Source organism: Paractinoplanes brasiliensis, assembly GCF_004362215.1.
GTDB classification, from domain to species: domain Bacteria; phylum Actinomycetota; class Actinomycetes; order Mycobacteriales; family Micromonosporaceae; genus Actinoplanes; species Actinoplanes brasiliensis.
Window position 1 is genome coordinate 4,684,376 of sequence record NZ_SNWR01000001.1, and the last position, 25,495, is coordinate 4,709,870.

General features: G+C 70.7%; 18 protein-coding genes. 13 read left to right on the forward strand and 5 right to left on the reverse strand.

Annotated elements, in window-relative coordinates; translation table 11 throughout:
• The first annotated feature begins 7 nt into the window (after positions 1-7).
• The 3 genes from mnmA (at position 8) to ligA (ending at position 4,637) form a co-directional block, all read left to right on the forward strand.
• Positions 8-1,099 (forward strand): tRNA 2-thiouridine(34) synthase MnmA, encoded by a 1,092-nt coding sequence (mnmA, locus tag C8E87_RS21280; RefSeq protein WP_133874725.1) that lies wholly within the window; start codon positions 8-10, stop codon positions 1,097-1,099.
• The gene (locus tag C8E87_RS21285; protein WP_133874726.1) at positions 1,092-2,081 is read left to right on the forward strand and encodes a methionine synthase; all 990 of its coding nucleotides are present in this window, start codon (positions 1,092-1,094) and stop codon (positions 2,079-2,081) included. The genes mnmA and C8E87_RS21285 overlap by 8 nt, the downstream gene beginning before the upstream one ends.
• Positions 2,082-2,348: 267 nt before the next feature.
• Complete coding sequence (gene ligA / locus C8E87_RS21290; protein WP_133874727.1) at positions 2,349-4,637, forward strand: NAD-dependent DNA ligase LigA; 2,289 nt, start codon at positions 2,349-2,351, stop codon at positions 4,635-4,637.
• Between the two features lie 11 nt (positions 4,638-4,648).
• On the opposite strand, the gene C8E87_RS21295 is transcribed toward ligA, so the two are convergent.
• On the reverse strand, positions 4,649-7,075 hold the full coding sequence (locus C8E87_RS21295) for an EAL domain-containing protein (RefSeq protein ID WP_133874728.1): 2,427 nt from the start codon (positions 7,073-7,075) through the stop codon (positions 4,649-4,651).
• 441 nt (positions 7,076-7,516) lie between these two features.
• On the opposite strand from C8E87_RS21295, the gene gatC reads away from it, so the two are divergent.
• From gatC to gatB, 3 genes are read left to right on the forward strand one after another with little or no spacing between them, the layout of a single operon-like run.
• Positions 7,517-7,816 (forward strand): Asp-tRNA(Asn)/Glu-tRNA(Gln) amidotransferase subunit GatC, encoded by a 300-nt coding sequence (gatC, locus tag C8E87_RS21300; RefSeq protein ID WP_133874729.1) that lies wholly within the window; start codon positions 7,517-7,519, stop codon positions 7,814-7,816.
• A gap of 5 nt (positions 7,817-7,821) precedes the next feature.
• The gene (gatA, locus tag C8E87_RS21305) at positions 7,822-9,297 is read left to right on the forward strand and encodes an Asp-tRNA(Asn)/Glu-tRNA(Gln) amidotransferase subunit GatA (protein WP_133874730.1); all 1,476 of its coding nucleotides are present in this window, start codon (positions 7,822-7,824) and stop codon (positions 9,295-9,297) included.
• Complete coding sequence (gene gatB, locus C8E87_RS21310) at positions 9,294-10,793, forward strand: Asp-tRNA(Asn)/Glu-tRNA(Gln) amidotransferase subunit GatB (RefSeq protein ID WP_133874731.1); 1,500 nt, start codon at positions 9,294-9,296, stop codon at positions 10,791-10,793. Before gatA ends, gatB begins: the two co-directional genes overlap by 4 nt.
• A gap of 44 nt (positions 10,794-10,837) precedes the next feature.
• On the opposite strand, the gene C8E87_RS21315 is transcribed toward gatB, so the two are convergent.
• From C8E87_RS21315 to C8E87_RS21325, 3 genes are all read right to left on the reverse strand, one after another.
• A complete protein-coding gene (locus C8E87_RS21315) occupies positions 10,838-12,427 on the reverse strand; it encodes a metallophosphoesterase family protein (RefSeq protein WP_239079843.1) in 1,590 nt (529 codons plus the stop codon).
• A 63-nt stretch (positions 12,428-12,490) separates the two neighbouring features.
• Entirely contained in the window at positions 12,491-13,666 is a 1,176-nt protein-coding gene (locus tag C8E87_RS21320; RefSeq protein WP_239079844.1) for a PQQ-dependent sugar dehydrogenase, read from the reverse strand.
• Between the two features lie 41 nt (positions 13,667-13,707).
• Complete coding sequence (locus C8E87_RS21325; protein WP_239079845.1) at positions 13,708-14,094, reverse strand: PH domain-containing protein; 387 nt, start codon at positions 14,092-14,094, stop codon at positions 13,708-13,710.
• Between the two features lie 63 nt (positions 14,095-14,157).
• Here C8E87_RS21325 and C8E87_RS21330 point away from each other — a divergent pair, with 63 nt between their 5' ends.
• The 3 genes from C8E87_RS21330 (at position 14,158) to C8E87_RS21340 (ending at position 18,290) form a co-directional block, all read left to right on the forward strand.
• Positions 14,158-15,243, forward strand: coding sequence for a WD40/YVTN/BNR-like repeat-containing protein (locus C8E87_RS21330; RefSeq protein WP_133874732.1), 1,086 nt, complete (start codon positions 14,158-14,160; stop codon positions 15,241-15,243).
• Positions 15,243-15,584 carry a MoaD/ThiS family protein gene (locus tag C8E87_RS21335; RefSeq protein ID WP_133874733.1) on the forward strand — a complete coding sequence of 114 codons (342 nt, stop codon included), beginning with the start codon at positions 15,243-15,245 and terminating at the stop codon, positions 15,582-15,584. The genes C8E87_RS21330 and C8E87_RS21335 overlap by 1 nt, the downstream gene beginning before the upstream one ends.
• Positions 15,585-15,662: 78 nt before the next feature.
• Positions 15,663-18,290 carry a bifunctional diguanylate cyclase/phosphodiesterase gene (locus C8E87_RS21340; RefSeq protein WP_243755154.1) on the forward strand — a complete coding sequence of 876 codons (2,628 nt, stop codon included), beginning with the start codon at positions 15,663-15,665 and terminating at the stop codon, positions 18,288-18,290.
• Positions 18,291-18,294: 4 nt separating this feature from the next.
• Here C8E87_RS21340 and C8E87_RS21345 read toward each other — a convergent pair whose 3' ends face one another.
• On the reverse strand, positions 18,295-19,308 hold the full coding sequence (locus C8E87_RS21345; RefSeq protein WP_133874734.1) for a LacI family DNA-binding transcriptional regulator: 1,014 nt from the start codon (positions 19,306-19,308) through the stop codon (positions 18,295-18,297).
• Positions 19,309-19,637: 329 nt separating this feature from the next.
• Between C8E87_RS21345 and C8E87_RS21350 the strand changes: the two genes are divergently transcribed.
• From C8E87_RS21350 to C8E87_RS21365, 4 genes are all read left to right on the forward strand, one after another.
• Complete coding sequence (locus C8E87_RS21350) at positions 19,638-20,924, forward strand: ABC transporter substrate-binding protein (protein WP_133874735.1); 1,287 nt, start codon at positions 19,638-19,640, stop codon at positions 20,922-20,924.
• A 59-nt stretch (positions 20,925-20,983) separates the two neighbouring features.
• The gene (locus C8E87_RS21355; protein WP_133874736.1) at positions 20,984-21,964 is read left to right on the forward strand and encodes a carbohydrate ABC transporter permease; all 981 of its coding nucleotides are present in this window, start codon (positions 20,984-20,986) and stop codon (positions 21,962-21,964) included.
• The gene (locus C8E87_RS21360) at positions 21,961-22,818 is read left to right on the forward strand and encodes a carbohydrate ABC transporter permease (RefSeq protein ID WP_133874737.1); all 858 of its coding nucleotides are present in this window, start codon (positions 21,961-21,963) and stop codon (positions 22,816-22,818) included. Before C8E87_RS21355 ends, C8E87_RS21360 begins: the two co-directional genes overlap by 4 nt.
• 61 nt (positions 22,819-22,879) lie before the next feature.
• Complete coding sequence (locus tag C8E87_RS21365; protein ID WP_133874738.1) at positions 22,880-25,336, forward strand: glycoside hydrolase family 2 protein; 2,457 nt, start codon at positions 22,880-22,882, stop codon at positions 25,334-25,336.
• Positions 25,337-25,495 lie beyond the last annotated feature (159 nt).

The following is a 25,495-nucleotide window of genomic DNA, read 5'->3' on the forward strand; positions in this document are numbered from 1 at the left end:
TGGTGCCATGCGAGTTCTAGCGGCCATGTCGGGCGGAGTCGATTCCGCCGTCGCCGCCGCGCGCGCCCACGACGCCGGCCACGACGTCACCGGGGTGCACCTGGCGCTGGCGCGCAACCCCCAGACCTATCGGACCGGCGCGCGGGGTTGCTGCACGCTGGAGGACTCCCGCGACGCCCGCCGCGCCGCCGACGTGATCGGCATCCCGTTCTACGTGTGGGACATGGCCGAGCAGTTCCAGGCGAGCGTGGTCGACGACTTCGTCGCGGAGTACTCGGCGGGCCGCACGCCCAACCCGTGCCTGCGCTGCAACGAGAAGATCAAGTTCGAGGCCGTGCTCGACCGGGCCGTCGCGCTCGGCTTCGACGCCGTCGTCACCGGGCATCACGCGCGCCTCGGGGCCGACGGGCTGCTGCGCCGCAGCGTCGACGAGGGCAAGGACCAGTCGTACGTGCTGGCCGTGCTCACCCGCGCCCAGCTCGACCGCGCGGTCTTCCCGCTCGGCGACTCGACGAAGGCCCGGGTCCGCGAGGAAGCGGCCGAGCGCGGGCTGGCCGTGGCCGACAAGCCCGACTCCCACGACATCTGCTTCATCGCCGACGGCGACACCCAGGGCTTCCTGCAGCGCCGGCTGGGCGACGCGCCGGGCGACATCGTCGACGGCCGCACCGGCGAGCGCCTGGGCGGGCACAACGGGGCGTACGGCTTCACGGTGGGCCAGCGCAAGGGCCTCGACCTGCGGGTGCCCGCCGCCGACGGACGGCCGCGCTACGTGCTGTCGATCACCCCGGTGACCAACACGGTGACCGTCGGCCCGCGGGAAGACCTCGAGGTCGGCACGGTCACCGCGTCCAAGGTGATCTGGCACGGCGCCTCGTCGCCGGTCGAGTGCGAGGTTCAGCTGCGGGCGCACGGCGAGGTCTACCCGGCCACGGTGACGATCGAGGGCGACACGCTGACCGCCCGCCTGGCGACCCCGGCCCGCGGTGTCGCGGCCGGTCAGGCGATCGTGGCCTACCAGCGCTCGGCCGAGGGCGACATCGTGCTGGGCTCGGCGACGATCACCGCCTCGGCCCCGCTGGCGGCCACGCGTGCCTGACTTCCCCTGGCGGCCCGGCTCGGCCACCGGCATCGGGTCGCTGCCCGGCGCCGACATCGCCGAGGCCCAGCGCATCGTCTTCGGTGAGCTGCCCGAGCTGCCGCACCTGGCCGAGCTGCCCGCCCGCGGTCCCGGCGCCGACATGATCGGGCGCAGCGCCGGGTTCCTGGTCGAGCTGCCGGTGCAGCTGTACGCGGGCCGCTGGCAGGTCGCGCCCCGCCCCGGCAAGGACATGCGGGTCACGGCCGACCTGATGGAACGCGACCTCGACCAGCTCACCGAGCAGGGCGCGGCGTACGCGGGCCCACTGAAGATCCAGTCGGCCGGGCCGTGGACGCTGGCCGCCTCGATCGACCTGCAACTCGGCGGTCGCCTGCTGCGCGACCCCGGCGCCGTCCGCGACCTGACCGACTCGCTGGCCGAGGGGCTGCGCCGGCACGTGGACGACGTGCGCAAACGGCTGCCCCGGGCGGAGGTCCTGCTGCAGCTCGACGAGCCGTCGCTGCCCGCCGTGCTGGCCGGGCGTGTGCCGACCGAGAGCGGGCTGGGCGCCTATCGTCCGGTGCCGGGGCCCGACGCGGCCACGGCTCTGCGGACGATCGTGGAGGCGGTGGGGGTGCCGGTGGTCGCCCACTGCTGCGCCTCCGACGTGCCGCTGCAAGTGTTCCGCGACGCTCGGGCCGCGGCTGTGGCTCTTGACCTGTCCCTGATCAAGGACCTCGACCCGCTGGGGGAGGCCCTTGAGGCGGGTGTGGGGTTGTTCGTGGGGGCCGTGCCCGCGGTTGCTGCCGGCCGGGTCGACGGCAAGAGCGTTGCTGAACGGGTGTCCACGCTGTGGAAGCGGCTGGCCTTTGCTCCGGCCCTGCTGCCTCGGCAAGTGGTGATTACACCGGCTTGTGGTCTTGCCGGGGCCTCACCCGCGTATGTGCGGGCTGCGCTGACCGCTTGCCGGGAGGCTGGGCGGCGGCTCTCCGAGGTCTGAGGCGCCGCCTGTACTACTCCCGTTCACAACCCCACCGTGTGCTCCTCCTACCCACAACCCCTCCTACCCACAACCCCTCCTACCCACAACCCACCCTCCCTGGGGGCCCCCTCCTCGGATCGAGCCTGGCAGATTTCGCCGATCTTCGCGTGACCCCCTGTGGACAACTTCGGCCTGTGGACAACGCCGCGCAGGCGCGCGCCCAGCACCGAAAATGTCGGGGGTGACGACTACCGTTCCGGGTAGTTCTCGAACGCGGAGGTTCCGGTGTCTGAAGAGATCGTGGATGCGCAGCCCACTGCCGAGCAGGAGGCGGCCGCAGGCCTTGACCCGACCCCGGAGGCCAGCGCCCGGCACGCCGAGCTGAGCGACGAGTTACGCGGTCACCAATACCGCTACTACGTCCTCGATTCGCCGACGATCTCCGACGCCGAGTTCGACAAGCTGCTCCGCGAGCTCGAGGAGCTCGAGACCGAGTTCCCGGCGCTGCGCACCCCCGATTCCCCGACGCAGAATGTCGGCGGCACGTTCTCCACCCTGTTCACCCCGGTCGAGCACGCCGAGCGCATGTTGTCGCTCGACAACGTCTTCGACGACGGGGAACTGGCGGGCTGGGTCGAGCGCACGCTGCGCGACGCCGGCGGTCCGGCCGAGTTCATCTGCGAGCTCAAGGTCGACGGTCTGGCGATCAACCTGACGTACGAGAAAGGGCGGCTGGTCCGCGGCGCCACTCGCGGTGACGGGCGTACCGGCGAGGACGTGACGTCCAACGTGCGCACGATCCGTGAGATCCCCGAGCGCCTCGCCGGTGACAATCCGCCCGACCTGCTCGAGGTCCGCGGCGAGATCTACTTCCCGGTCTCCGCGTTCGCCGATCTCAACGCGTCGCTGGTCGAGCAGGGCAAGGCCCCGTTCGCCAATCCGCGTAACGCCGCGGCCGGCAGCCTGCGGCAGAAGGATCCGCGCATCACCGCCTCGCGGGGCCTGCGCATGGTGGTGCACGGTATCGGCGCGCGGGCCGGGTTCACGCCCACGTCGCAGTCGCATGCCTACGAGGCGCTGAAGGAGTGGGGCCTGCCCACGAGCGACCGGTGGAAGCTGGTCGACGACCTGGCCGGCATCAACGACTACATCGCCTACTACGGCGAGCACCGGCACGACGTCGAGCACGAGATCGACGGCGTGGTCATCAAGGTCAACTCCGTGGCGATCCAGGGCCGGCTGGGGTCGACCTCGCGGGCCCCCCGCTGGGCGATCGCCTTCAAATACCCGCCGGAAGAGGTCACGACCAAGCTCCTCGACATCGACGTCAACGTCGGCCGTACGGGGCGGGTCACGCCGTTCGCCGTGCTCGAGCCGGTGAGGGTGGCGGGGTCGACGGTGGCGCTGGCCACGCTGCACAACGCGCGCGAGGTCGAGCGGAAGGGCGTGTGGATCGGCGACACGATCGTGCTGCGCAAGGCGGGCGATGTGATTCCCGAGGTGCTCGGCCCGGTGATCGACCTGCGCCCCGACGACGCCCGCCAGTTCGTGATGCCGACGCACTGCCCGGCCTGCGGCACCAGGCTGGCGCCGGCGAAAGAGAGCGACATCGACATCCGCTGCCCGAACACGAGGTCGTGCCCGGCGCAGCTGCGCGAGCGCGTGTTCCACCTCGCCGGGCGCGGGGCGTTCGACATCGAGGTGCTGGGTTACAAGGCGGGGCAGGCCCTGCTCGACTCCGGCGTGATCAGCGACGAGGGCGACCTGTTCTCGCTCACCGAGGATGATTTGCGCCGGTCGCCGTTCTTCGTCAACCAGGACGGCAGCCTGGGGTCGAACGCGGTGAAGCTGCTGGAGAACCTTGAGCGGGCCAAGGACCGTCCGCTCTGGCGCGTGCTGGTGGCGCTGTCGATCCGCCACGTCGGCCCGACCGCGGCGCAGGCACTGGCCCGCCAGTTCGGCTCGATGGAGGCCATCGAGGCGGTCGTGGCCGCTGCCCCCGGCAGCAAAGAGGAAGCCGCAGCGGTCGAGTCCGCTGCCCGTGACTCGTCGGTGGTCGCCCCAGCATCAGAAACGCCGGCGGCCGAGACAGAGGCCGGATCCAGCGAGCCCGGTTCCGATGGCGGCAAGGTGTCGAAGAAGGCGAAGGCCGAGCCCGACGTGCTGGCCACGGTGGAGGGTGTGGGGCCGACGATCGCCGACAGTCTGCGGGAGTGGTTCTCCGTCGACTGGCATCGCGACATCGTCAGCAAGTGGCGTGAGGCCGGGGTCAAGATGGCCGACGAGCGGGTCGACGAGGGTCCGCGGCCGCTCGAGGGCCTGACGATCGTCGTCACCGGCACACTGGCCACCCATTCACGCGATCAGGCCACCGAGGCGGTGACGTCGCGCGGCGGCAAGGTGAGCGGCTCGGTCTCGAAGAAGACGGCCTTCGTCGTGGTCGGCGACAACCCCGGCAGCAAGTACGACAAGGCGCTGTCGCTCAAGGTGCCGGTGCTCAACGAGGAGGGTTTCGCGGTGCTGCTGGCCGACGGCCCGGACGCGGCGCGCGAGGTCGCCGAGTTCGGTGAGTAGGCAGGCCGAGGTCACTGGGTGGGCGTGGCCACCGTGGGGCGCAGCGGGCGATAACGGGCCAGCCAGTCGGCCAGCTCGTCGGCCGGCATCGGGCGGGCGTGGAACCATCCCTGGGCCGCGTGGCAGCCGGCCTCGGCCAGCAGACGCCAGGTGCGCTCGTCCTCGACACCCTCCGCCACCGCCCGCAGGCCCAGCGCCTCGGCCAGATCGATGACCGACCGGACTATCGCGGCGTCGCCGTGGTCGGTCGCCATGCCCAGGACGAACGAGCGGTCGATCTTCACCTCGGCCAGGGGGAGGCGGCGCAGATGCTGCAACGACGAATAGCCGGTGCCGAAGTCGTCGAGCGAGATGGCGATGCCCATCCGGTCCAGGCGCGTGATCGTGCTGAGGACCCGGTGCGGATCGGCCATCAGCGCGCTTTCGGTGATCTCCAGCTGGAGCAGGTCGGGCGAGATGTCGTACCGGCGCAAGAGGTCGTCGACGCGATCGGCGATGTCACCCGCGTGCAGGTCGCGCACGCTGACGTTGACCGCCGCCCGCAAGGGCCGGCCCGCGTCGCGCCACTCGGCCAGCTGCGCCACCACGTCGTGCAGCACCCGCCCGGTGAGCAGCCGCATCACCGGGGTCGGCTCGGCCACCCGGATCAGCTCCTCCGGCCCGACCAGCCCGCGTTCCGGATGCCGCCAGCGCAGCAGGGCCTCCACGCCGACGACCTCGCCGGTCGCGATGGCGATCTGCGGCTGGTAAAAGAGCATGATCCCGTCGTCGGGCGCGTCGGCGCGCAGCGTGTGCCGCAGGTCGGCCAGCAGGGTCAGGCGGTCCGGCGTGTGGTGCGGGGCATCCGGGCCGTAGATCGCGAACTGGTCGCCGCGCTGCTTGGCGTCGTACATGGCCGCCTCGGCCTCCCGCAGCAACGTCGCGCTGTCCCCGCCCGGCTCCCGCTGCAGCGCGATCCCGATCGAGGCGGTCACGTCCAGCGGCGTGCCGTCCAGCGCGAACGGCCGGTTGAGCGCCTCGGCCAGGTGCTCGGCGATGCGGCGAGCGGCGGCCGGACCGTCGACCCGGGTGGCCAGCACAGCGAACTCGTCGCCACCGAGCCGCACCACCAGGTCGTGCGCGGGCACCACCTCGGCCAGGCGCCGCGCCACCTCGGCCAGCAGCCGGTCACCGACCCCGTGGCCGAGGGCGTCGTTGACCGTACGGAAGCGGTCGAGGTCGAGAAGCAGCAGCGCGAGCCGTCGCCCCGGGGGCTGCGACAACACCGCCGCGTGCAGCGCCCGCCGGTTGGGCAGCCCGGTCAGCGCGTCCAGGCGGGAAGCCCGCTCGAACTCGCCGGCCGAGCGGACCATCCGGTGCACCGCGTGCAACGCCAGCAGCACCAGCGGCACAAAGGCCAGCCCGACCTGTGCGGTCGCCAGCACCACCGGCCCGAGCAGCAGAAGCGCGGCCGTGGCGAGCAGCTCGACCCCGAACCGGCGCAGCCGCCGTAGCCGCTGCAGCCGTTCCGGCCGGTCGGCCATCGACCGGGCGACCAGCGCGGACAATCCGTAACGCGCGACGATCCACGCGCTGGCCGCCGCCACGGTCAGCAGCGCGTCACCCCAGTCCGGGCCGGGGCCGATGCGCAGCGAGACCAGGGACACGATCAGGCACGCCGCGCCCAGCGCCACGGCGTGCTGCACGGCCAGGTGGAGCATGCGTTGCGCGGTGTGCCGCAGGCGGATGCCGGCCACGGTCACCGCGACCAGTTGAACGGCCAGGGCGGGTCCGTAACCCCAGGCCAACGCGATGGCGAAGGTGAAGCAGATGGACGGGAGGATGACCTCACTGGCGCGGCGGTCGGCCACCACGTAAGGCCGCGCGTCGACGATCACTGCCAGAAAACCCATGAGCCAGTACGCGGCGGGCAGCGCGACGAAAGCCGGCCGGTCGAGCGCCCACAGCCCGGCGTCGACCGCCACGACCAGCAGCGTGGTGACGATCAGCGCCCGGCGGCGGCGAGCTCGCTCGGTGCGTTCGGCGCGGCGTTGCGCTTCGTCCCGCGACTCCCGCCGACGCCGCGCCACGATGATCGTGTCGCGGTCACTCTCCCCGTACGCCGTCTCGGCCCGATCCCCGTACGCCGGTTCGGGCTCATCTCCGTACGCCGGTTCCGGCCGATTCCCGTACGTCGGTTCCCCGTGATCTCCGTACGTCGGTTCGGGCCCGCGCTCGCATGCCGGTTCGGGCCCGCGCTCGTACGTCGGTTCGCCGCGATCTCCGTACGTCGGTTCGGGTCCGCGGTCGTACGCGGGTTCGGGCTCGTCGATGTACGTCGGCTCGGGCCCACTGACGTACGCCGGGCCGGGCTCGCCGGCGTCCGGGCAGCGGTCGTCGTGGACCGGGCGCGGGACGGAGTCGCTCGCCGCGGGGTCGCGGGGGCGTGCGGCGTCCATGCGACCTCCACCATGGCCTCGATCATCCGATCGTTCTCACGATAGATCCACATGGGCGATTAACCGCTAAACGGACTCGCCGTTATCAAATCGGCATGAGCCGCCAAACGCTCATTAACCATAAATTACCTCTTCCGAGCGACGCTCCCGCGAGCGGACCAATCGACCGGCTGGAAGCCGAACGCCCAGGGGCGCCGAGCGGCGGGGAGTCAAGCCGTGGGGGCGTGGAGTGGCTGGGGCGCCGAGTGGCCGGAGGAGCTGAGCGGCCGGGGAAGTCGAGCAGTTGGGAGCCGAGCGGTTGGAGGAGTCGAGTGGCCGGAAGAGTGGAAGGGTCGAGCGGCTGGGGTCGGGTGGGCGGGGGCTGTCCCGGGCGTCGGGCGAAACCGCGGGCGAAATAGACTCGTACGGTCAGCGACAGCATTGACAGAAAGTAGGGGCAGGATGGCCGCCATCTCCCGCGAAGAGGTTGCGCACCTCGCGCGCCTGTCGCGGCTCGCCGTGACCGAGGACGAACTGGACCGGTTCGCGGGGCAGCTCGACGTGATCCTGCAGTCCGTGGCCCACATCGGTGACGTGGCCGCCGACGACATCCCGCCGACGTCGCACTCAGTGCCGCTGACCAACGTGTATCGCGACGACGTGCCCGTCCCGAGCCTCACGCAGGAAGAGGCGCTGTCCGGCGCCCCCGACGCGTACGAGGGCCGTTTCCGGGTGCCCCAGATCCTGGCTGAGGAGGACTGACCGCCGTGTCTGACCTGACGAAGATGTCGGCGGCCCAGCTCGCCAAGGCGATCGCCGACAAGCAGACCTCGGCCGTCGAGGTCGCCACCGCCCACCTCGACCGGATCGACGCCGTCGACGATCGGGTGCACGCTTTCCTGCACGTCGACCGCGAGGGCGCGCTCGCCGCCGCCGCCCGGGTCGACGCCGGCGAGGTCACCGGCCCGCTCGCCGGTGTGCCCGTCGCCGTCAAGGACGTCATCGCGACCAAGGGCGTGCCCACCACGGCCGCCTCCAAGATCCTCGAGGGCTGGCGCCCGCCGTACGACGCGACGCTGGTCGAGCGGCTGCGCGCGGCCGGCACGGTGATGCTCGGCAAGACCAACATGGACGAGTTCGCGATGGGCTCCTCCACGGAATACTCCGCGTACGGGCCGACCAACAACCCGTGGGACCTCGGCCGCATCCCCGGCGGTTCGGGCGGCGGCAGCGCGGCGGCCCTCGCGGCGTACGAGGCCCCGCTCGCCATCGGCACCGACACGGGCGGCTCGATCCGTCAGCCCGGCGCGGTCACCGGCACGGTCGGCGCCAAACCGACGTACGGTGGCACCTCGCGCTACGGCCTCATCGCGTTCTCCAGCTCGCTCGACACCCCGGGCCCCTGCGCCCGCAACGTCGAGGACGCGGCGCTGCTGCACTCGGTGATCGCCGGCCACGACCCGCGCGACTCCACCTCCATCCCGCAGCCGGTGCCCGACGTGGTCGGCGCGGCCCGCCTCGGCGCCACCGGCGACCTGAGCGGCGTCAAGCTCGGCGTGGTCAAGGAGTTCGCGGGGGACGGCTCCGAGCCGGGCGTGGTCAGCGCGTTCCATGAGTCGCTGGAAGCCCTGGTCAAGCTGGGCGCCGAGATCGTCGAGGTCTCCTGCCCCCACTTCCAGTACGCGTTGCCGGCCTACTACCTGATCGCCCCGAGCGAGGCCTCGTCCAACCTGGCCCGCTTCGACGGCGTGCGCTACGGCCTGCGTACGGGCGACGACGGCAGCCGCTCGCTCGAAGAGGTCATGTCGCTGACCCGCGACGCCGGCTTCGGCCCCGAGGTCAAGCGGCGCATCATCCTGGGCACGTACGCCCTGTCCAGCGGCTACTACGACGCGTACTACGGACAGGCGCAAAAGGTCCGTACGCTGATCACGCGCGACTTCGAGGCCGCCTGGCAGAGCGTCGACGTGCTGGTCTCGCCGACCACGCCGTTCGTGGCGTTCCCGTTCGGCTCGCGCACGAGCGACCCGTACCAGATGTACCTGGCCGACCTCTTCACGATCCCGACCAACCTGTACGGCGGTCCCGCGATCTCGGTCCCGTGCGGCCTCTCCGAGGGCCTCCCGGTCGGCTTCCAGATCATGGCGCCCACCATGGCCGACGACCGCATGTACCGGGTCGCCGCAGCCCTGGAGTCCACCGTCGGCACGCTGACCCCACCCACGCTGGAGGCGACCGCATGACCACCACCGCGCTGCCTGCCTATGAGGATGCTGTCTCGCGTTATGAGCCGGTCATCGGGCTTGAGACGCATGTCGAGCTGGGCACGGCCACCAAGATGTTCTGCGGCTGCCGCACGGATTTCGGCGCCGAGCCGAACACGCAGGTCTGTCCGGTCTGCCTGGGGCTGCCGGGCGCGCTTCCGGTGGCCAACCGGGCCGGCATCGAGGCGACCATCCGCATCGGGCTCGCGCTGAACTGTGACATCGCCGAGTGGTGCCGCATGGCGCGGAAGAACTACTTCTATCCCGACATGCCGAAGAACTTCCAGACCTCGCAGTACGACGAGCCGCTGTGCGTGGACGGCTACGTCGACGTCGAGGTCGACGGCAAGCAGTACCGCATCGGCATCGAGCGGGTGCACCTCGAGGAGGACACCGGCAAGAGCCTGCACGTCGGCGGCGCGACCGGCCGCATTCACGGCGCCACCGAGTCGCTGGTCGACTACAACCGCGCCGGCATTCCGCTGGTCGAGATCGTCACCAAGCCGGTGCCTGGGCTGGGTGCGCTGGCCCCCGAGGTCGCGAAGGCGTACGTGGCCGAGCTGCGTGACATCATCCGCTCGCTGGGCGTCTCCGACGTGCGCATGGAGCAGGGCTCGCTGCGCTGCGACGTGAACACCTCGCTCAACAAGCCGGGTGAGGAGTGGGGCACCCGCACCGAGACGAAGAACGTGAACTCGCTGCGCTCGGTCGAACGCGCCGTCCGTTCCGAGATCATCCGGCAGGCCGCGCTGCTGGACGAGGGCACCCGGATCTTCCAGGAGACCCGCCACTTCCAGGAGACGACCGGCGACACCCGTCCCGGCCGCTCCAAGGAGACGGCGACCGACTACCGCTACTTCCCCGAGCCCGACCTCGTGCCGATCGCGCCCGACAAGGCGTGGGTCGCTGAGCTCAAGGCCGCCCTTCCCGAGAAGCCGAGCAGCAAGCGGGCCCGGCTGCGGGAGGAGTGGGGGATCAGCGCGATCGACATGGAGTCGGTGGCGAACGCGGGCGCGGTCGAGCTGATCGAGGAGACCATCGCCGCCGGGGCCTCGCCCGCGGGCGCGCGCAAGTGGTGGATGGGTGAGCTGGCGCGCCGGGCCAACGAGACCGGCGTCGAGCTGCCGGCCGTCGGGGCCACCCCGGCCCAGGTGGCCGAGCTGCAGAAACTGGTCGACGAGGGCAAGCTCAACGACAAGCTGGCCCGGCAGGTGCTCGAGGGCGTCGTGGCGGGCGAGGGTGACCCGGCCGCCGTCATGAGCGCCCGCGGTCTCGGCATTGTCTCCGACACTGGTGCGCTGGCCAAGGCCGTCGACGAGGCGATCGCGGCCAACCCGGACATCGCGGCCAAGGTTCGTGACGGGAAGGTGGCCGCGGCGGGCGCGCTGGTCGGCGCGGTCATGAAGACCACGCGCGGCCAGGCCGACGCGAAGACGGTCCGCGACCTGATCCTGGAGCGCCTCGGGGCTTCCTGATAGAAGTGTCAAATCGGGCGGCGGGGCCGGCGAGGACCGAGCCGTCAGCGCGGCGGAGCGGGCGAGCCCGACGGAGTGACGACCTCCTCGGGCTTCGCCCCGATCACGTTGCGCTGCATCTCCACGTTGGATTGCCCGGTGCCGCCCAGCCTGATGTCGTCGTACGCCTTGAGCTGCCGGTTCTCGTCGAAGTAGAGCACCGACAGGCTCAACGGCGTCGGCTCCTCCTTTTCGAGCCCGCGCAGCCCCGCGCCCCCGGTCGACCCTTCGACCATGAGCCGGGTCGGGAGGGCGGCCCCGTCCGCGGCCGACGGCGCCGGCGCGGGTGAGGCCGAAGGCGCAGGCTCGGGCGCGGGCAGCAGCTCCACCGAGCGCTGATGCCGGTGCCCGGCCAGCACGAGCGGCACCACACCGGACAGCGGCGGTGCCATGGCCGGATCGTGCACCAGGGCGATGTCGACCGGCTTGTCCGAGGCGCGAATCGTGTCTGCCAGCTGCGTTCCGGCGCGCAGCAGCGGCGACTGGGCCGGGTCGGCGCCCTCGTTCTCCGCCGCCGGGGTCTCGCTCTTGTCCGGTGTGAACTCCGGGTCGCCGATGCCCCCGATGGTCAGCCCGGCCACCGTGGCGACCCGGTTGTCGAGCACGATCGCGTTGCGCTGGCGGGCCACCGCGGCCTGGATCGAGGCCGAGTCGTGGTTGCCGCGGACCCAGATGTACGGCACCCCGACCGACGGGATCGAGGACGCGTAGTTTGTCTCGGCCGTGCTGCCCCAGTCGACCAGATCGCCGGTGTCGATCACGACGTCGATGTCGAAGGTCTGCACCACCGTCCGGATCAGCCCGTACGCCTGAGGGCTGAGGTGCAGGTCGGAGACGTGCAGCACGCGGGTGGTGTTCTCGGCGGGCTCGTAGACCGGCAGCGACGACACGGTTGTGTAGAGCCGGCTCACGTTGCTGACGATCTGCTGCAGCTGCTCGGAGTAGCGCCCGTAGTTGTCGGCGATCCGGCGTGCGTCACCGACCACGGCGGGCGCGTTGACCAGCAGCCCCTCGTATCGCGGCTCGGCTATCGAGTCGGGCCGCAGGGTGCTCGCGGCCAGGCCCAGGCTGCCCCCGGTGACCACCAGCGCGGTGACTCCCGAGGCGGCGACCCGGCGCACGTTACGGAAAATCAGCGCGCTGAGCACCAGGGCGCTGAGCACCGCGATGCCCATCGTGCGCACGCCGAGGCGGATCACGCCGTCTCGTACGTCGTCGACAGCGTTCTCGCCGGCCCGGCTGATCGCGGCGGGGTCGTCGATCAGCGCCTCGGTGCGGCTCTGGTCGAGCGCGGCCAGGTTGACCTTGAGGTGGATCGGGCCGTCGTGGCTGTCGAGGTGCAGCGAGCCGAGCGGAGGCAGGTCGACCTCGGTGCCGCCCAGGACCGAGGGACTGATCGACATCTCGGCGCGGAACGGCCCCACGGCGACGTCGGCGTGCGCGAACAGCATCGTGCCGATCACCGCGCCGCCCAACCCGATCACGGCGACCATGGCCGTGACCCGGACCCGCCGGGTCCACGGGTTGCGCCTGACCTTGCCCATCGCGTACGGGAATTTACGCACCACCGACATGAGGCGTTCGCGGGTAGTCATCGTCGGCTCACCTGCCCCGCCCTTTCGCCCGTCAAACCGTGGTCACCACCACCGTGGCACTGTTCAGCTGCGGCCCGCGCCGCCGTCGGAGAAGACCAGCCGAACGATCCGGTCGTCGTCGGGGCCGGGCTCGCCGCCGTCCTCCTGGTTCGACGTGCCGACCCAGAGGGACCCGTCGGGCGCGGCGATCAGGCTGCGCAGCCGCCCGTACTCGCCGATCAGCGCCTGCTGCGGGACGCCAAGCACGGTGCCGTTCCCGGTCACGTTGACCAGGTAGAGCCGCTTGCCCAGCAGGCACGCGGTGGCGATGGTCTGCTCGAGCACGGCGACGCCCGAGCAGGACGACTCCGTGACCGGCCAGGTGAACAGCGGGTTGGTCAGCTTGGGGTCGCTGCCGGCGCCGTCGGCCTTGGGCCAGCCGTAGTTCTTGCCCATGACGACGACGTTGAGCTCACCCGACTTTTTCTGGCCGCTCTCACTGGCGTACAGGCGCTTGGCCTTGTCCCAGGCGAGGCCCTGCACGTTGTGGTGGCCGGAGCTCCAGACCAGGCTGTCCTTGACCGGATTGCCGGGGGAGGGCTTGCCGGCCGTGGTCATCCGCAGGATCTTGCCGCCGAGACTTTTCGGGTTCTGTGCCTGCGTGCCGGTCGGTGTGCCGTCGCCGGTGCCGGCGTAGAGCTGACCGTCCGGGCCGAAAGCGAGCGCGCCGCCGTTGACCTGCGGCGAGCGCGGTATGCCGGTCAGGATCGGCTGCAGTTTCTGCCCCAGCACGAGCTTGCCGACGCGGTTGTCCTTCGCGGTGGTGTAGTAGACGTACACCGTCTTGTCGGTCTCGTATTTCGGGGAGACCGCGATGCCGAGCAGGCCGCCGTCGCCAGACGCGCGTACCTCGGAAAGCCGCTGCGCCTCGGTGACGGTCAGGCCCTCGGCGTCGGAGTCGGGGCCGACCTTGAGGATGCGAGCGGTGTCGCGCTCGGTGACCAGCGCCGACCCGTCGGGCAGGAAGGCCATGCCCCACGGCACGTCGAGCCCCTTGGCCAGCACCGTGACGGCGACCTCCTGGCTGCCGCCGCTCGGGTCCTGCGCTTCCTCCGAGGCGTCGGCCGACGGTTTCGGCAGGTTGGGCGGCGCCCCCTGCTGGTCGGGATCGGGCGGCCCGAAACTGCAGGCCGAGGCGAGCCCCAGCACGGCGGCGAGCGTCACCGAGACGGCGCGGGCCCGGCGGGAACGCACGATCACTCGACCTCCTCGAGGTTGCGGCGCACCCCAGGGTAGCGAGGTCAGCTGGGAGGCTGGTCGGACCGGCCGATCTCTTGCCCGCCCACGGTCAGGACGTGGGGGAGGTTGTCGGTGGTGACGCCGGTCAGCCGGATGACGTTGCCGTTGTCGAGCAGGGCGGAGATCTGCCCGCGGCGGTCGGGGGCCAGCTCACTGACCCGCTGCCACGGCACCCGGGTGCTGCCGACGAGGGCGCGAACCCGCAGTTCGTCGGCGTAGACGTCGGTGCCGGCCCGCCACGCCCAGACGAACGCGACGACGGGGATCAGCAGGATCGGGGTGAGCTGCCACATCGCCCCGGCCAGGGGAACGGCGCCGACGAACGCGATCACCGCCGCGACCATCAGGGCGCCGGTCTTGCGGACGCGAAGCAGGGGCTTGGAACGCACGTTCTCATCTTCCCACCCGCACGGTGCGGTGCTTTCGCCGGTCCAGGGCGCATACTCGGCCGCATGACTGTCCTGCTCGCGATCGGCACGCAGAAGGGCCTGTTCCTGGCCACGAGCGACGACGAACGCCGGACCTGGCACGTCGGCCCGGCCCACTTCCCCGGCACGGCGATCTACACCGTCGGCGTGGACACCCGCGGTTCGCGTCCGCGCCTGCTGGCCGCCGTCGACAACTCCCACTTCGGCCCGAGCGTGGCCGTCAGCGACGACCTCGGCGAGAGCTGGCACGAGCCCGAGAAAGCTCCGATCGCCTTCCCGGCGGAGGCCGGTGTCGCGGTCGAGCGGGTCTGGCAGATCGTGCCCGGTCACCCCGGCGAGCCGGGCGTGGTCTACGCGGGCACGCAGCCGTCGGCGCTGTTCCGCTCGGCCGACGGCGGGGAGTCGTTCGAGCTGGTCCGCGGCCTGTGGGAGCACCCGCACCGCCCGCAGTGGGGCGCCGGTTTCGGTGGTCAGGCGATCCACACGATCCTGCCGCATCCCGGCGACCCGTCCCGGTTGCTGGTGGCCATGTCGACCGGCGGCGTCTACCGCTCCGTCGACGGCGGGCAGAGCTGGGCCCCGGCCAACCAGGGGATCAAGGCGTACTTCCTGCCCGATCCGTGGCCCGAGTTCGGCCAGTGCGTGCATCGGGTGGCCCGCGACGCCGGCGACCCCGAGCGGCTCTACGCGCAGAACCACCACGGCGTCTACCGCTCGACCGACGGCGGGGACAGCTGGCAGTCGATCGCCGGCACGCTGCCGTCCGATTTCGGCTTCCCGCTGGTCGCTCATCCGCGCCGGCCCGGCACGATCTGGAACTTCCCGCTGACCGCGGACAGCGAGCGTCACCCGGCCGAGCTGCGCTGCCGGGTCTACCGGTCGACCGACGCCGGAGAGAAGTGGGAGCCGCAGCCGGACGGCCTGCCCGGCCCGCCCTATTACCCCGTCGTTCTGCGGGACGCCATGTGCACCGACGACCACGACCCGGCCGGGGTCTACTTCGGCTCGCGGTGCGGCGAGGTGTTCGCCTCCAACGACGAGGGCGAGACCTGGAGGACAGTGGCGTCGCACCTGCCCGACGTGCTCAGCGTGCGGGCGGTGACGGCCTGATGCCGGTGCTGCTGGTGCCGGGCGTGCTGCGGGCCGAGGCGGGCGGCGAGTCGCGCCTCGAGATCGCCGCCGCCGGCACCCTCGGCGCGGTGCTGGCCGAGGTCGGCGAGCGGTGGCCGCGGCTGGCCCGGCGCATCCGCGACGAGCAGGGCGCCGTCCGGCGCTACGTGAACATCTATGTGGACGGTGAGGACGCCCGGCGCTCCACCGGGCTCGACACCCCCGTGTCGGCCGCCTCGGAGATCCAGGTGCTGCCCTCGGTTGCCGGCGGCTCCGCTTTCTCGCGGCGTTGGTCCATAGCCGACGATCCGGGCGTGCGCGGGAGCAACACGCGGCCGTAACCTGTTCGAGGGACGTTCGTTGTCCGGTGCAGCTCCTCTGTCCCCCCTGTCCGACGAGAATCGCCGAGGTCCGTCGACGTGGCCGTGCCGTTACCCCCGCGTGCCGCCCGGCCCACTGGCCGAGCGTGGCTGCTGGTCGTGCCCGTTGCCGCCGCTGTCGTGCTGCTGGCCGGGCTGACCGGGGTCATCGCGCCGGCGCCGGCCCTCGTGGCCGGGGCCGGCGGCTGCGCCCTGTGGGCGTGCGCGATGCTGGTGCGGGCCGCGCTCTCGATCCACCACACCGACCAGTCGTTCGTGGCCTGTCGCGGCGCCGGTTTTGTCGGGATGGGTGCGCTCGCCACGGCCCTCGCCGTGCTGGTCGCGGTCCTGTCGCCGCCGGGCGTCGTCGTGTGGGTGACCGTCGCCTTCGGGCTGGCCGCCGCCTGCTACGCCACCGGCACGCTGCTGCTGCCCAGCTCGGGCGAGGGCTGGGTGGTGCACTCCCGGCGCGCCTTCGACGGCCTGGGCCTGGGCATCAGCCTGTCCTTCGCCGGGTACCTGCTCACTCCGGAAAGGGCGGCGCGCCCCGCCGGTCTTCCGGTGACCCTGATCGGCGCCATCGGCATCGCCGTCGTCCTGGTCGCCATGCTGCGCGGCGGCCCCGCCCGGCGTCCGGCTGTCCGGTGCGGCGTCGGCGCCATCCTGGTGCTCGGCGGCCTGGCCGCGATCGCGACGCTGGTCCTGGCCGGAGTGGGTGGCCCGGCTACGGTGGCGTGCGGCCTGCCCATCGTGGCCGGCCTGGCCCTGACCGCCGAGGGCGGTTCCCGCCGTGACCTGCCCGCCCCGCCGCTCGAGGTCCGCAACCCCGACCAGTATTTGGCCAGCTATCCGCTGCTCGCCGTGCCGGCCGCGGTGGGCGTGGCGGCGGCCGTCTGGCACCTGATCGTCTCCCGCGAGTTCGACCCGACCAGCATCATCCTCGGCATCGCCGTGCTCGCCGTGCTGGCCCTGCGCGAGCTCCTGGTCGTGCACGACATCCGGCGGTACGCGGGCCGGCTGATGACCGCCGAGGCGCACTTCCGTTCCCTGGTCGCCGGGGCCACCGACCTGACCCTGGTGCTCGACGAGCACCTGCGGATCACCTGGCAGTCGCCGGCCGCGTCCCGCCTGTTCGGCCTGGACGACGACGAGGTGGTCGGCCGGACGTTCCGCGACCTGATCGACCCCGACGACGTTCAGACCGCGCAGGACGTCATCGACTCGGTGCTGGCCGGTGAGCATGCCGACGGGCCGCCCGCGCTGCTCACGGCCCGCATGCGCGACGGCGCCGGGTTGTGGCGCGACACCGAGTCGACGATCTCCGACCAGCGTGGCGTGCCCGAGGTGGCGGCGCTGGTGGTGCACGTACGCGACATCGGCGAACGCCGGCACCTCGAGCGGACGCTGCACAAGCTCTCGTACACCGATCAGCTCACCGGGCTGGCCAACCGCCGGGCGCTGATGCGCGACCTGCTGGCGTACCGGCGGCAGGCAGGCCGGCCGGGCACCCTGCTGGTGATCGACCTGCACGGCCTCGCCGAGATCAACGACAGCCGGGGGCGCGAGACCGGGGACGCGGTGCTGATCGAGGTGGCCCGCCGGATCCGCGCGCTGCTCCGCGCCGAGGACGTCCCGGCCCGGCTCGGCGGCGACGAGTTCGCGGTGCTGACCGCCGACGGCGCCGTGCTGGCGTACGCGCTGGCCACCCGCATCGCGACCGTGCTGGCCGAGCCGTACCAGCTGCCCGGCACGATCGTCGAGCTGCACACCGGCATCGGGCTGGCCGAACTGGCCGGCGGTGCCGACTCCGACGAGGTGCTCCGCCACGCCGACCTGGCCCGCCGCCGCGCCCGGCAGCTCGGGCTGGACAGGGTCGAGTGGTACGACCCCGACGTCGAGATGAAGCTGAACCGGCGCATGGACCTCGAGCGCGAGCTGCTCGGTGCCGCCGACCGGGGTGAGCTCGACCTCGTTTTCCAGCCGGTGGTGGGACTGCGCGACCAGCGGCCGGTCGGCGTCGAGGCGCTGCTGCGCTGGCGGCACCCGCAGCTGGGCACGATCCTGCCGCACGAGTTGCTGCCCATCGCCCGCGACATCGGCTTTTCCGCCGAGCTTGACGAGTGGGTGCTCGAGACGGCGTGCAAACGGCTGTCCGGCTGGGTGGGCGGCGACAGTGATTTCTGGCTGTCGGTCAACGTGTCGCCGCGTGAGCTGCTGACGGCCCGCTTCCCCGAACGGGTGGCATCGATTCTCAAGCAGTACGACGTGGCGCCCGAGCGCTTGGTGGTCGAGGTGGCCGAGGCGTGGATAGCCGAGGACGTGCCCGCGATCGTGGCCTCGCTGGCCGGCCTGCGCAAGCTGGGCGTCCGGGCGGCGCTCGACGACTTCGGCGCCGGGCAGGCGTCGCTCTCCCACCTCCGGCGCCTGCCTGTCGACATGCTCAAACTGCACGCCTCGCTGCTCAACACCGCGCCCGGGACGACGCCGAGCAGCGGGCCGGCGGTGATCGACGTGGTGGTCAGCCTGGGCCGCCGCCTGGGCCTCGAGATCGTCGCCAAGGGGCTGGAGACCGAGGAGCAGATCGAGCGGGCGGCGAAGGCCGGATGCCTTTACGGGCAGGGCTTCGTGCTGGGCAGGCCGGCGCCCGCCGAGCGCATCGAGGCGTACCTGGAGGCACACCGCGCCTGAGGGTTCACCGCGGCGGTGCGGTGCTCCCGCGCGGGGTCAGGTGGGCAGTGCCCGCCTCGACGTTGCTGACCTGCTTGCCGTCGATCGCGGCCAGCAGCTCACGGGCGGCGTGCGCGCCGTATTCGGCGATGTCGCGGGACAGGGCCGTCAGCGGCGGGTGCACGAGGCTGCACAGAGGAGAGTCGTCCCAGGCCACGATGGACAGGTCGCCCGGCACGGCGAGCCCCATCTCCTGCGCCACGGCCAGCCCGGCCACGGCCATCACATCGTTGTCGAAGATGATGGCGGTGGGGCGGTCGGCGCCGATCAGGAGCCGGCGTGTCGCCCGGCCGCCCTCTTCGCCGGTGTAGTCCGACGGCACCGTCAGCGCCTCGTTGAGGCCGAGTGAGGCGCACACGTCCTCGAAGGCCCGGGTGCGTGTCTGGGTGTGCAGCAGGCCGGGCAGACCGCTGACCCGGGCGATCCGGCGATGGCCGAGCGCCACCAGGTAACGCACCGTCTCGGTGATCGCGCCGGCGTCGTCCGACCACACCTGGGCGATCTTGCCGGTGTCGCCGGGGCCGCCGATGACGACCGCCGGAAGTTGCAGCTTTTGCAAGACCGGGATGCGCAAGTCGTTCTCCCGGAGGTCGGTGACGATGACGCCGTCGATGCGACGCTCGCCCCACCAGCGGCGATAGACCTCGACCTCTTGCTCGGGGGTGGCCACGACCTGCAGGGTCAGCGCGTAGGACCGGGCGGCCAGCTCGGCCTCGAAACCGCTGATCAGGCCCATGAAGAACGGCTCGATGCTGAGGATGCGGGCCGGGCGTGACAGGGTCAGGCCGACGGCGCGGGCGCTGGCCCCGGACAGCGCACGCGCGGCGCTGTTGGGGTTGAACCCGATCTCCTGGGCGATCGCAACGATGCGCTGCCGGGTCGCCTCGGAGACGCCGGGCTGGCCGTTGAGCGCGTACGACACCGCGCCTTTCGACACGCCCGCCCGCCGCGCTATGTCGGCGATCGTGGGCCGCTTCACTCGGTCTCCTCTTTTCCCCTGCCGAGCCTACCGGCGGAGTTTACCGGTGCCGAAATCGGTAGAGCGCTCTCACACGGATCCGCGTCCAGATCAACGAACGGCAGAGGCGCGTATTGATCGGTTAAGTGTTGGCGACCACACCGTACTTTGTAAACAGCGATCTCCGTATTAGTCCTTTTCGTCCTGCTTAACAGGTGCTGACAACGATGGCAGATCACCGTCGTAACACGGTATTGACACTCGTCGACGAGCGGCTTAGCGTCTCCACAACTTACCCGGTTCAGTAAGTTCTTCAGCAAGCTCAATCTCTCCGGTAACTGGAGGCACCAATGAGACGGACTTTGGGCGTGGTGGCGGCCGGCCTGGCGGCAACCCTGGTGGTCGCGGGCTGCAGCGGCCGCGATCTCGAGAGCGACAACAAGAGCGAGGGTGGCAGCGGCGAGCAGATCACGCTGAAGGTCGCGTTCTGGGGTGACATGGGCCTGGACAACCTCAAGGCCGCGTACGAGAAGGAACACCCCAACGTCAAGATCGTGCTGAACTCCGGCGAGTTCAACGCGCAGCACGAGGACCTGCAGAAGAAGCTGGTCGCGGGCTCGGGCGCCCCGGACATCTCGGCGGTCGACGAGGGCTTCATCGTCCAGTTCCGCAACCAGGCCGACAAGTTCGTCAACCTGCTCGACAAGGGCGCCGGCGAGTTCGAGTCGAAGTACCTGGACTGGAAGTGGAAGGCGTCGCAGTCCGCCGACGGCAAGCAGATCGGCCTCGGCACCGACGTCGGCGGCCTGGCCATGTGCTACCGCAGCGACCTGTTCGAGAAGGCCGGCCTGCCCAAGGACCGTGACGCCGTCTCCAAGCTGTGGACCAACTGGGACGACTTCATCAAGGTCGGCCAGGAGTACACCAAGAAGACCGGCAAGAAGTTCATCGACTCCGGCACCAACATGTTCAACCCGGTGCTCGCCCAGCAGCCCGTCGGCTTCTACGACGAGCAGGAGAACCTGCAGATGAACGGCGGCCCCAAGGTCGCGTTCGACGTGAGCATGAAGGCGATCGACGCCGGCATCTCGGCCAACCTCGCGAGCTTCCAGCCCAACTGGAACCAGGGCTTCAAGAAGGACCAGTTCGCCGTGCTGGCCTGCCCGGCGTGGATGCTCGGCCACATCCAGGAGACCGCGCCCGACCAGAAGGGCAAGTGGGACATCGCCTCGATCCCCGGTGGCGGCGGCAACTGGGGCGGTTCGTGGTGGACCGTTCCGTCGCAGGGCAAGAACATTGACGCCGCTGTCGACTTCGTGAAGTGGATGGTCCAGCCGGCGCAGCAGATCGAGGTCTTCAAGACGGTCGGCAACCTGCCCTCGCAGCCCGACCTCTACAAGGACCCGGCGGTGCTGGACTACAAGAAGGAGTTCATGAGCAACGCCCCCACCGGCCAGATCTTCGCGGCCACGGCGGCCAACCTGAAGCCGCAGTACCTGGGCAAGAAGAACGGCCCGACCCGCGTGGCCGTGGAGAACGTGATCACCCGCGTGCAGCAGGGCGGGCTCAAGTCGGATGCGGCCTGGGCCGAGGCGGTCAAGCAGGCCGAGAAGGTCGCCAAGACCGGTAAGGCCTAGATCCTCAGTTCGTCGGCGGGGCGGCTCACCGGCCGCCCCGCTCTTTCCTAGGAGTGGCCGTGTCCCTCACTGAGCTCCGGCCGGCGTCGCATCGCCCCGCCCCGCCGCCGAAGAACGTCAGAACCAGGAGCTGGCTCCACCGGTTCGACAACAAGACCGCCCCGTACATCTTCATCTCCCCGTTCTTCATCCTGTTCGGGATCTTCGGCGTCTTCCCGCTGATCTTCAACGGGGTCGTCGCTGTCCGGAACTGGCGGCTGGACGACCCGACGCTGACCGGCTGGGCCGGCCTCGACAACTTCAACCGCCTGCTGTCCGACGAGGACTTCTGGAACGCGTTGGGCAACACGTTCGGCATCTTCATCCTCTCCACCGTGCCGCAGCTGCTGATCGCGCTGGTCATCGCGAACCTGCTGAACCGCAAGCTGCGCGGCAACACCTTCTGGCGGATCGGCATCCTGTTGCCGTATCTGACCCCGGTCGTCGCCTCGACCCTGGTCTTCGCGATCTTCTTCGCCCGCGACAACGGCATGGCCAACTGGTTCCTGTCGCTGGTCGGGTTCGGGCAGGAGACCCCGCTCGACTGGCGGGCGCAGAAGTGGAGCGCCTGGATCGCCATCGCCACGATGGTCAACTGGAAGTGGATCGGCTACAACGCCCTGCTCTACCTCTCGGCCATGCAGGCGATCCCGCGGGACGTCTACGAGGCCGCAGCCGTGGACGGTGCCGGCCCGTGGCGGCAGTTGTGGCGGATCACCGTGCCCATGATCCAGCCGGTCGTGGTGTTCACCGTGATCCTGTCGACCATCGGCGGGCTGCAGCTGTTCAACGAGCCGATGATGTTCGACGAGAACCCGCAGTCGGCCAGCGGCGGCTCGGCCCACCAGTTCCAGACGATCGCCCAGCTCATCTACAAGGTCGGCTGGAAGGACCTCGACCTCGGGTACGCGGCCGCCATGTCGTGGGCGCTGTTCCTGATCATCCTGATCGTCGCCGGCATCAACACCCTGCTCACCCGGCGCATCGGAGGCGACCGATGACCAAGACGTACGTCAATCGTGCCCCGCAGGACACCCGGGGGAGCTGGCTGACCTACGTCGGCCTGAGCCTCGTCCTGCTCTTCTCGGCGTTCCCGGTCTACTGGATGTTCGTGATCTCGACGAGCACCGACGAGGCCGTCGCCCAGATCCCGCCGTCGGTCCTGCCCGGCGGCGAGTTCTGGACCAATGCCAACGAGGTGTTCACCCTCAACGAGGTCTTCTTCGCGGCCTCGCTGATCAACAGCGTGATCGTGTCGTCAGTGATCACGCTGTCCACGCTGTTCTTCTGCTCGCTGGCCGGCTTCGCGTTCGCCAAGCTGCGCTTCCGCGGCCGCAACGCGCTGCTGGTCGTGGTCGTGCTGACCCTGACCGTGCCCAGCCAGCTCGGCATCGTCGCCCTCTACATCGTGATGGGCAAACTGGGCTGGAACGGCAGCCTGCTCGCGGTCATCGCCCCCGGGCTGGTCAGCGCGTTCGGCGTCTTCTACATGCGCCAGTTCATCGCCCACGCCGTGCCCGACGAGCTGGTCGAGTCGGCCCGCATCGACGGCGCGCTGAACCTGCGTGTCTACTGGAACATCGTTCTCCCGGCGATCCGGCCCGCTCTCGCCGTGCTCGGCCTGCTCACGTTCGTCATGGCCTGGAACGACTTCCAATGGCCGTTGATCCAGCTCAACGGCACCGACTTCCCGACCTCGATGGTCGCCCTCTCCGACCTGGCCAGCGGCAACTACGTGATCTACCGGCGAGTGCTCGCCGGTGCGTTCATCGCCACAGTTCCGCTGATCGTCCTGCTGTTGATCGGCGGACGGCAGATCGTGCGAGGGATCATGGAAGGCGCCGTCAAGTCCTGAACCCGGTCCGCGGCCCCCGTACGCGCGGGGGCCGCGCACCTGGGCCCGCAAAAGGAGAACCGTGACCTCGTACCGACCCCTGCACGACGGCTGGACCGTCTCCGGAGGCAACATTTCCGGCGTTCCGGCCACCGTGCCCGGCTGCGTACACACCGACCTGCTCCGGGCCGGGCGGATCGAGGATCCGTACCTGGACGCCAACGAGACCGAACTGGCGTGGATCGGGCGTACGGACTGGGAATACTCGACGTCGTTCACCGCCGCCCCCGGCGGGCGCACCGATCTGGTCTGCGCCGGGCTCGACACGGTGGCGGCCGTCGAGCTCAACGGCGTCCGGGTCGGCGAGACGGCCAACATGCACCGCGGCTACCGTTTCGACGTCAGCTCGCTGCTCGTCGACGGCGAGAACGACCTCAAGATCAAATTCAAGAGCGCCTACACGTACGCCGAGGAGCAGCGCGACCGGTTGGGTCCACGCCCCAACGCGTACGACGAGCCGTTCAACTTCATCCGCAAGCAGGCCTGCAACTTCGGCTGGGACTGGGGCCCGACCCTGGTCACGGCCGGCATCTGGCAGCCCGTCGGCCTCGAGACGTGGGCGACCGCCCGGCTGGCCGAGGTGCGCCCCCAGGTGACGGTGGCCGGCGGCGTGGGTCGCGTGGAATTGCGCGTACGCCTCGACCGCCTCACCGACGCGCCAGTGAAGATCACCGCGTCGGTCGCCGGGCGTACGGCTCAGGCCACGGTCACCGGGATCGAGGCGCTGCTGATCCTGACCGTCGACGACCCCGAGCTGTGGTGGCCGCGTGGATACGGCGACCCTCTCTTGTACGACCTCGACGTGACCCTCACCGCCGGTGATGATCAACTCGACGCCTGGTCCCGGCGCGTCGGCTTCCGGGACGCGCGCGTCGACACCAGCGACGGCGGCTTCACCGTGGTGGTCAACGACGTGCCGGTGTTCGTACGGGGAATCAACTGGATCCCCGACGACGTCTTCGCCGACCGCATCACCCGCGACCGGCTCGCCGCGCGGTTCCAGCAGGCCGCCGACGCCAACGTCAACTACCTGCGCGTCTGGGGCGGCGGGCGCTACGAGTCGGAGGACTTCTACGAGCTCGCCGACGAGATGGGTTTCCTGGTGGGGCAGGACTTCCTGTTCGCGTGCGCCGCCTACCCCGAGGAGGAGCCGTTCCGCTCCGAGGTCGAGGCGGAGGCGCGCGAGAACGTCGTACGGCTGGCCTCGCACCCGAGCCTGGTCGTGTGGACCGGCAACAACGAGAATCTGTGGGGACACGAGGACTGGGACTGGAAGCCCGCGCTGAACGGGCGTACGTGGGGCTCGGGTTTCTACTACGACCTGCTCCCGCGCATCGTCGGCGAGCTCGACCCGACCCGGCCGTACTGGCCCGGCAGCCCCTACTCCGGCAGCCCCGACCGCTACCCGAACGACCCGGCCCACGGCACCACGCACATCTGGGACGTGTGGAACACCGACGACTACACCAAGTACGGCGCCTACCGCCCACGATTCGTCGCCGAATTCGGGTTCCAGGCCCCACCCACGTACGCGACCCTGCGGCGCTCGATCTCCGACGCCGTGCTCGCCCCCGGCTCGCCCGGCATGGCCCACCATCAGAAAGCCATCGGCGGCGACCAGAAACTCGAACGTGGCCTGGCCAACCACTTTCCGCTTCCTGACGACTTCGATGACTGGTTGTACCTCACCCAGCTCAACCAGGCCCGCGCGCTGGCGTTCGGCATCGAGCACTTCCGCTCGCTCAACCCCCTGTGCGCCGGCACCATCATGTGGCAGCTCAACGACTGCTGGCCGGTCACCTCATGGGCAGCGGTCGACGGCGACGGGCGCAAGAAGCCCCTCTGGTACGCGCTGCGCGACGCCTACGCCGATCGATTGCTCACCTTCCAACCCCGTACGGGCTCAGTTCTGACCGCCGGCGGCCCGCTCACCGACATCGAGCCCGGCGCGGTCGTCCCCGCCGACGGCCCGCCCGCGCTCGTGGCCGTCAACGACAGCCGCACCTCGTGGACCTTCGAGACGACCGTGACCCGCCGCAACCTCGCCGGTGACGTGCTGGCCTCGACCTCGGTGAGCGCCACCGTGGCGCCGGGCTCCGCCGTGACCCTGCCCCTGCCCGCCGACGTTGCCACCCCGGGCGACGTCTCCACGGAGCTGCTGGCCACCGACACGGGGACTACGTGGTTCTGGGCTCTGGACAAGGACATCCCGTGGCCCGCCGCGGAATTCACAACCTCGGTTTCCCGTACGGGGTCAGGCTCCACTGCCGTGACCGTGCGCGCCACTACGATCCTGCGGTCGCTCACCCTCTTCCCCGACCGGCTCTCGCCCGACGCCGAACCCGACCGCGCCGGGATCACTGTCCTGCCGGGGGAGTCGGTCACCTTCACGGTCAGCTCGCCTTCTCCGCTGGATCCGGAGGCCCTGACCAGCCGCCCGGTCCTGCGCTGCGTGAACGACATGTCTTCGCCGCGCTGACAACGTGCCGCCCGGGGCTGCGTCGACCGCCTCGACTCGGTCGCTCACACCGCTGCTTGGCGTGCCGGGCCGGCTTTCCTCGTCGAGCCCGGGTTTTCCCGCCCAGGAGGTTGCTGATGCTCGGTCGCTGCAGCGGATACAGAGGGCCAATCAATACTC

Excerpts from the sequence above, each read along its gene's own strand:
- mnmA (WP_133874725.1), top strand. The coding sequence starts at position 8 with ATGCGAGTTCTAGCGGCCATGTCGGGCGGAGTCGATTCCGCCGTCGCC.
- C8E87_RS21295 (WP_133874728.1), bottom strand. The coding sequence starts at position 7,075 with ATGGACGCCGCACGCCCCCGCGACCCCGCGGCGAGCGACTCCGTCCCG.
- gatC (WP_133874729.1), top strand. The coding sequence starts at position 7,517 with ATGGCCGCCATCTCCCGCGAAGAGGTTGCGCACCTCGCGCGCCTGTCG.
- gatB (WP_133874731.1), top strand. The coding sequence starts at position 9,294 with ATGACCACCACCGCGCTGCCTGCCTATGAGGATGCTGTCTCGCGTTAT.
- C8E87_RS21315 (WP_239079843.1), bottom strand. The coding sequence starts at position 12,427 with ATGACTACCCGCGAACGCCTCATGTCGGTGGTGCGTAAATTCCCGTAC.
- C8E87_RS21330 (WP_133874732.1), top strand. The coding sequence starts at position 14,158 with ATGACTGTCCTGCTCGCGATCGGCACGCAGAAGGGCCTGTTCCTGGCC.
- C8E87_RS21335 (WP_133874733.1), top strand. The coding sequence starts at position 15,243 with ATGCCGGTGCTGCTGGTGCCGGGCGTGCTGCGGGCCGAGGCGGGCGGC.
- C8E87_RS21350 (WP_133874735.1), top strand. The coding sequence starts at position 19,638 with ATGAGACGGACTTTGGGCGTGGTGGCGGCCGGCCTGGCGGCAACCCTG.
- C8E87_RS21360 (WP_133874737.1), top strand. The coding sequence starts at position 21,961 with ATGACCAAGACGTACGTCAATCGTGCCCCGCAGGACACCCGGGGGAGC.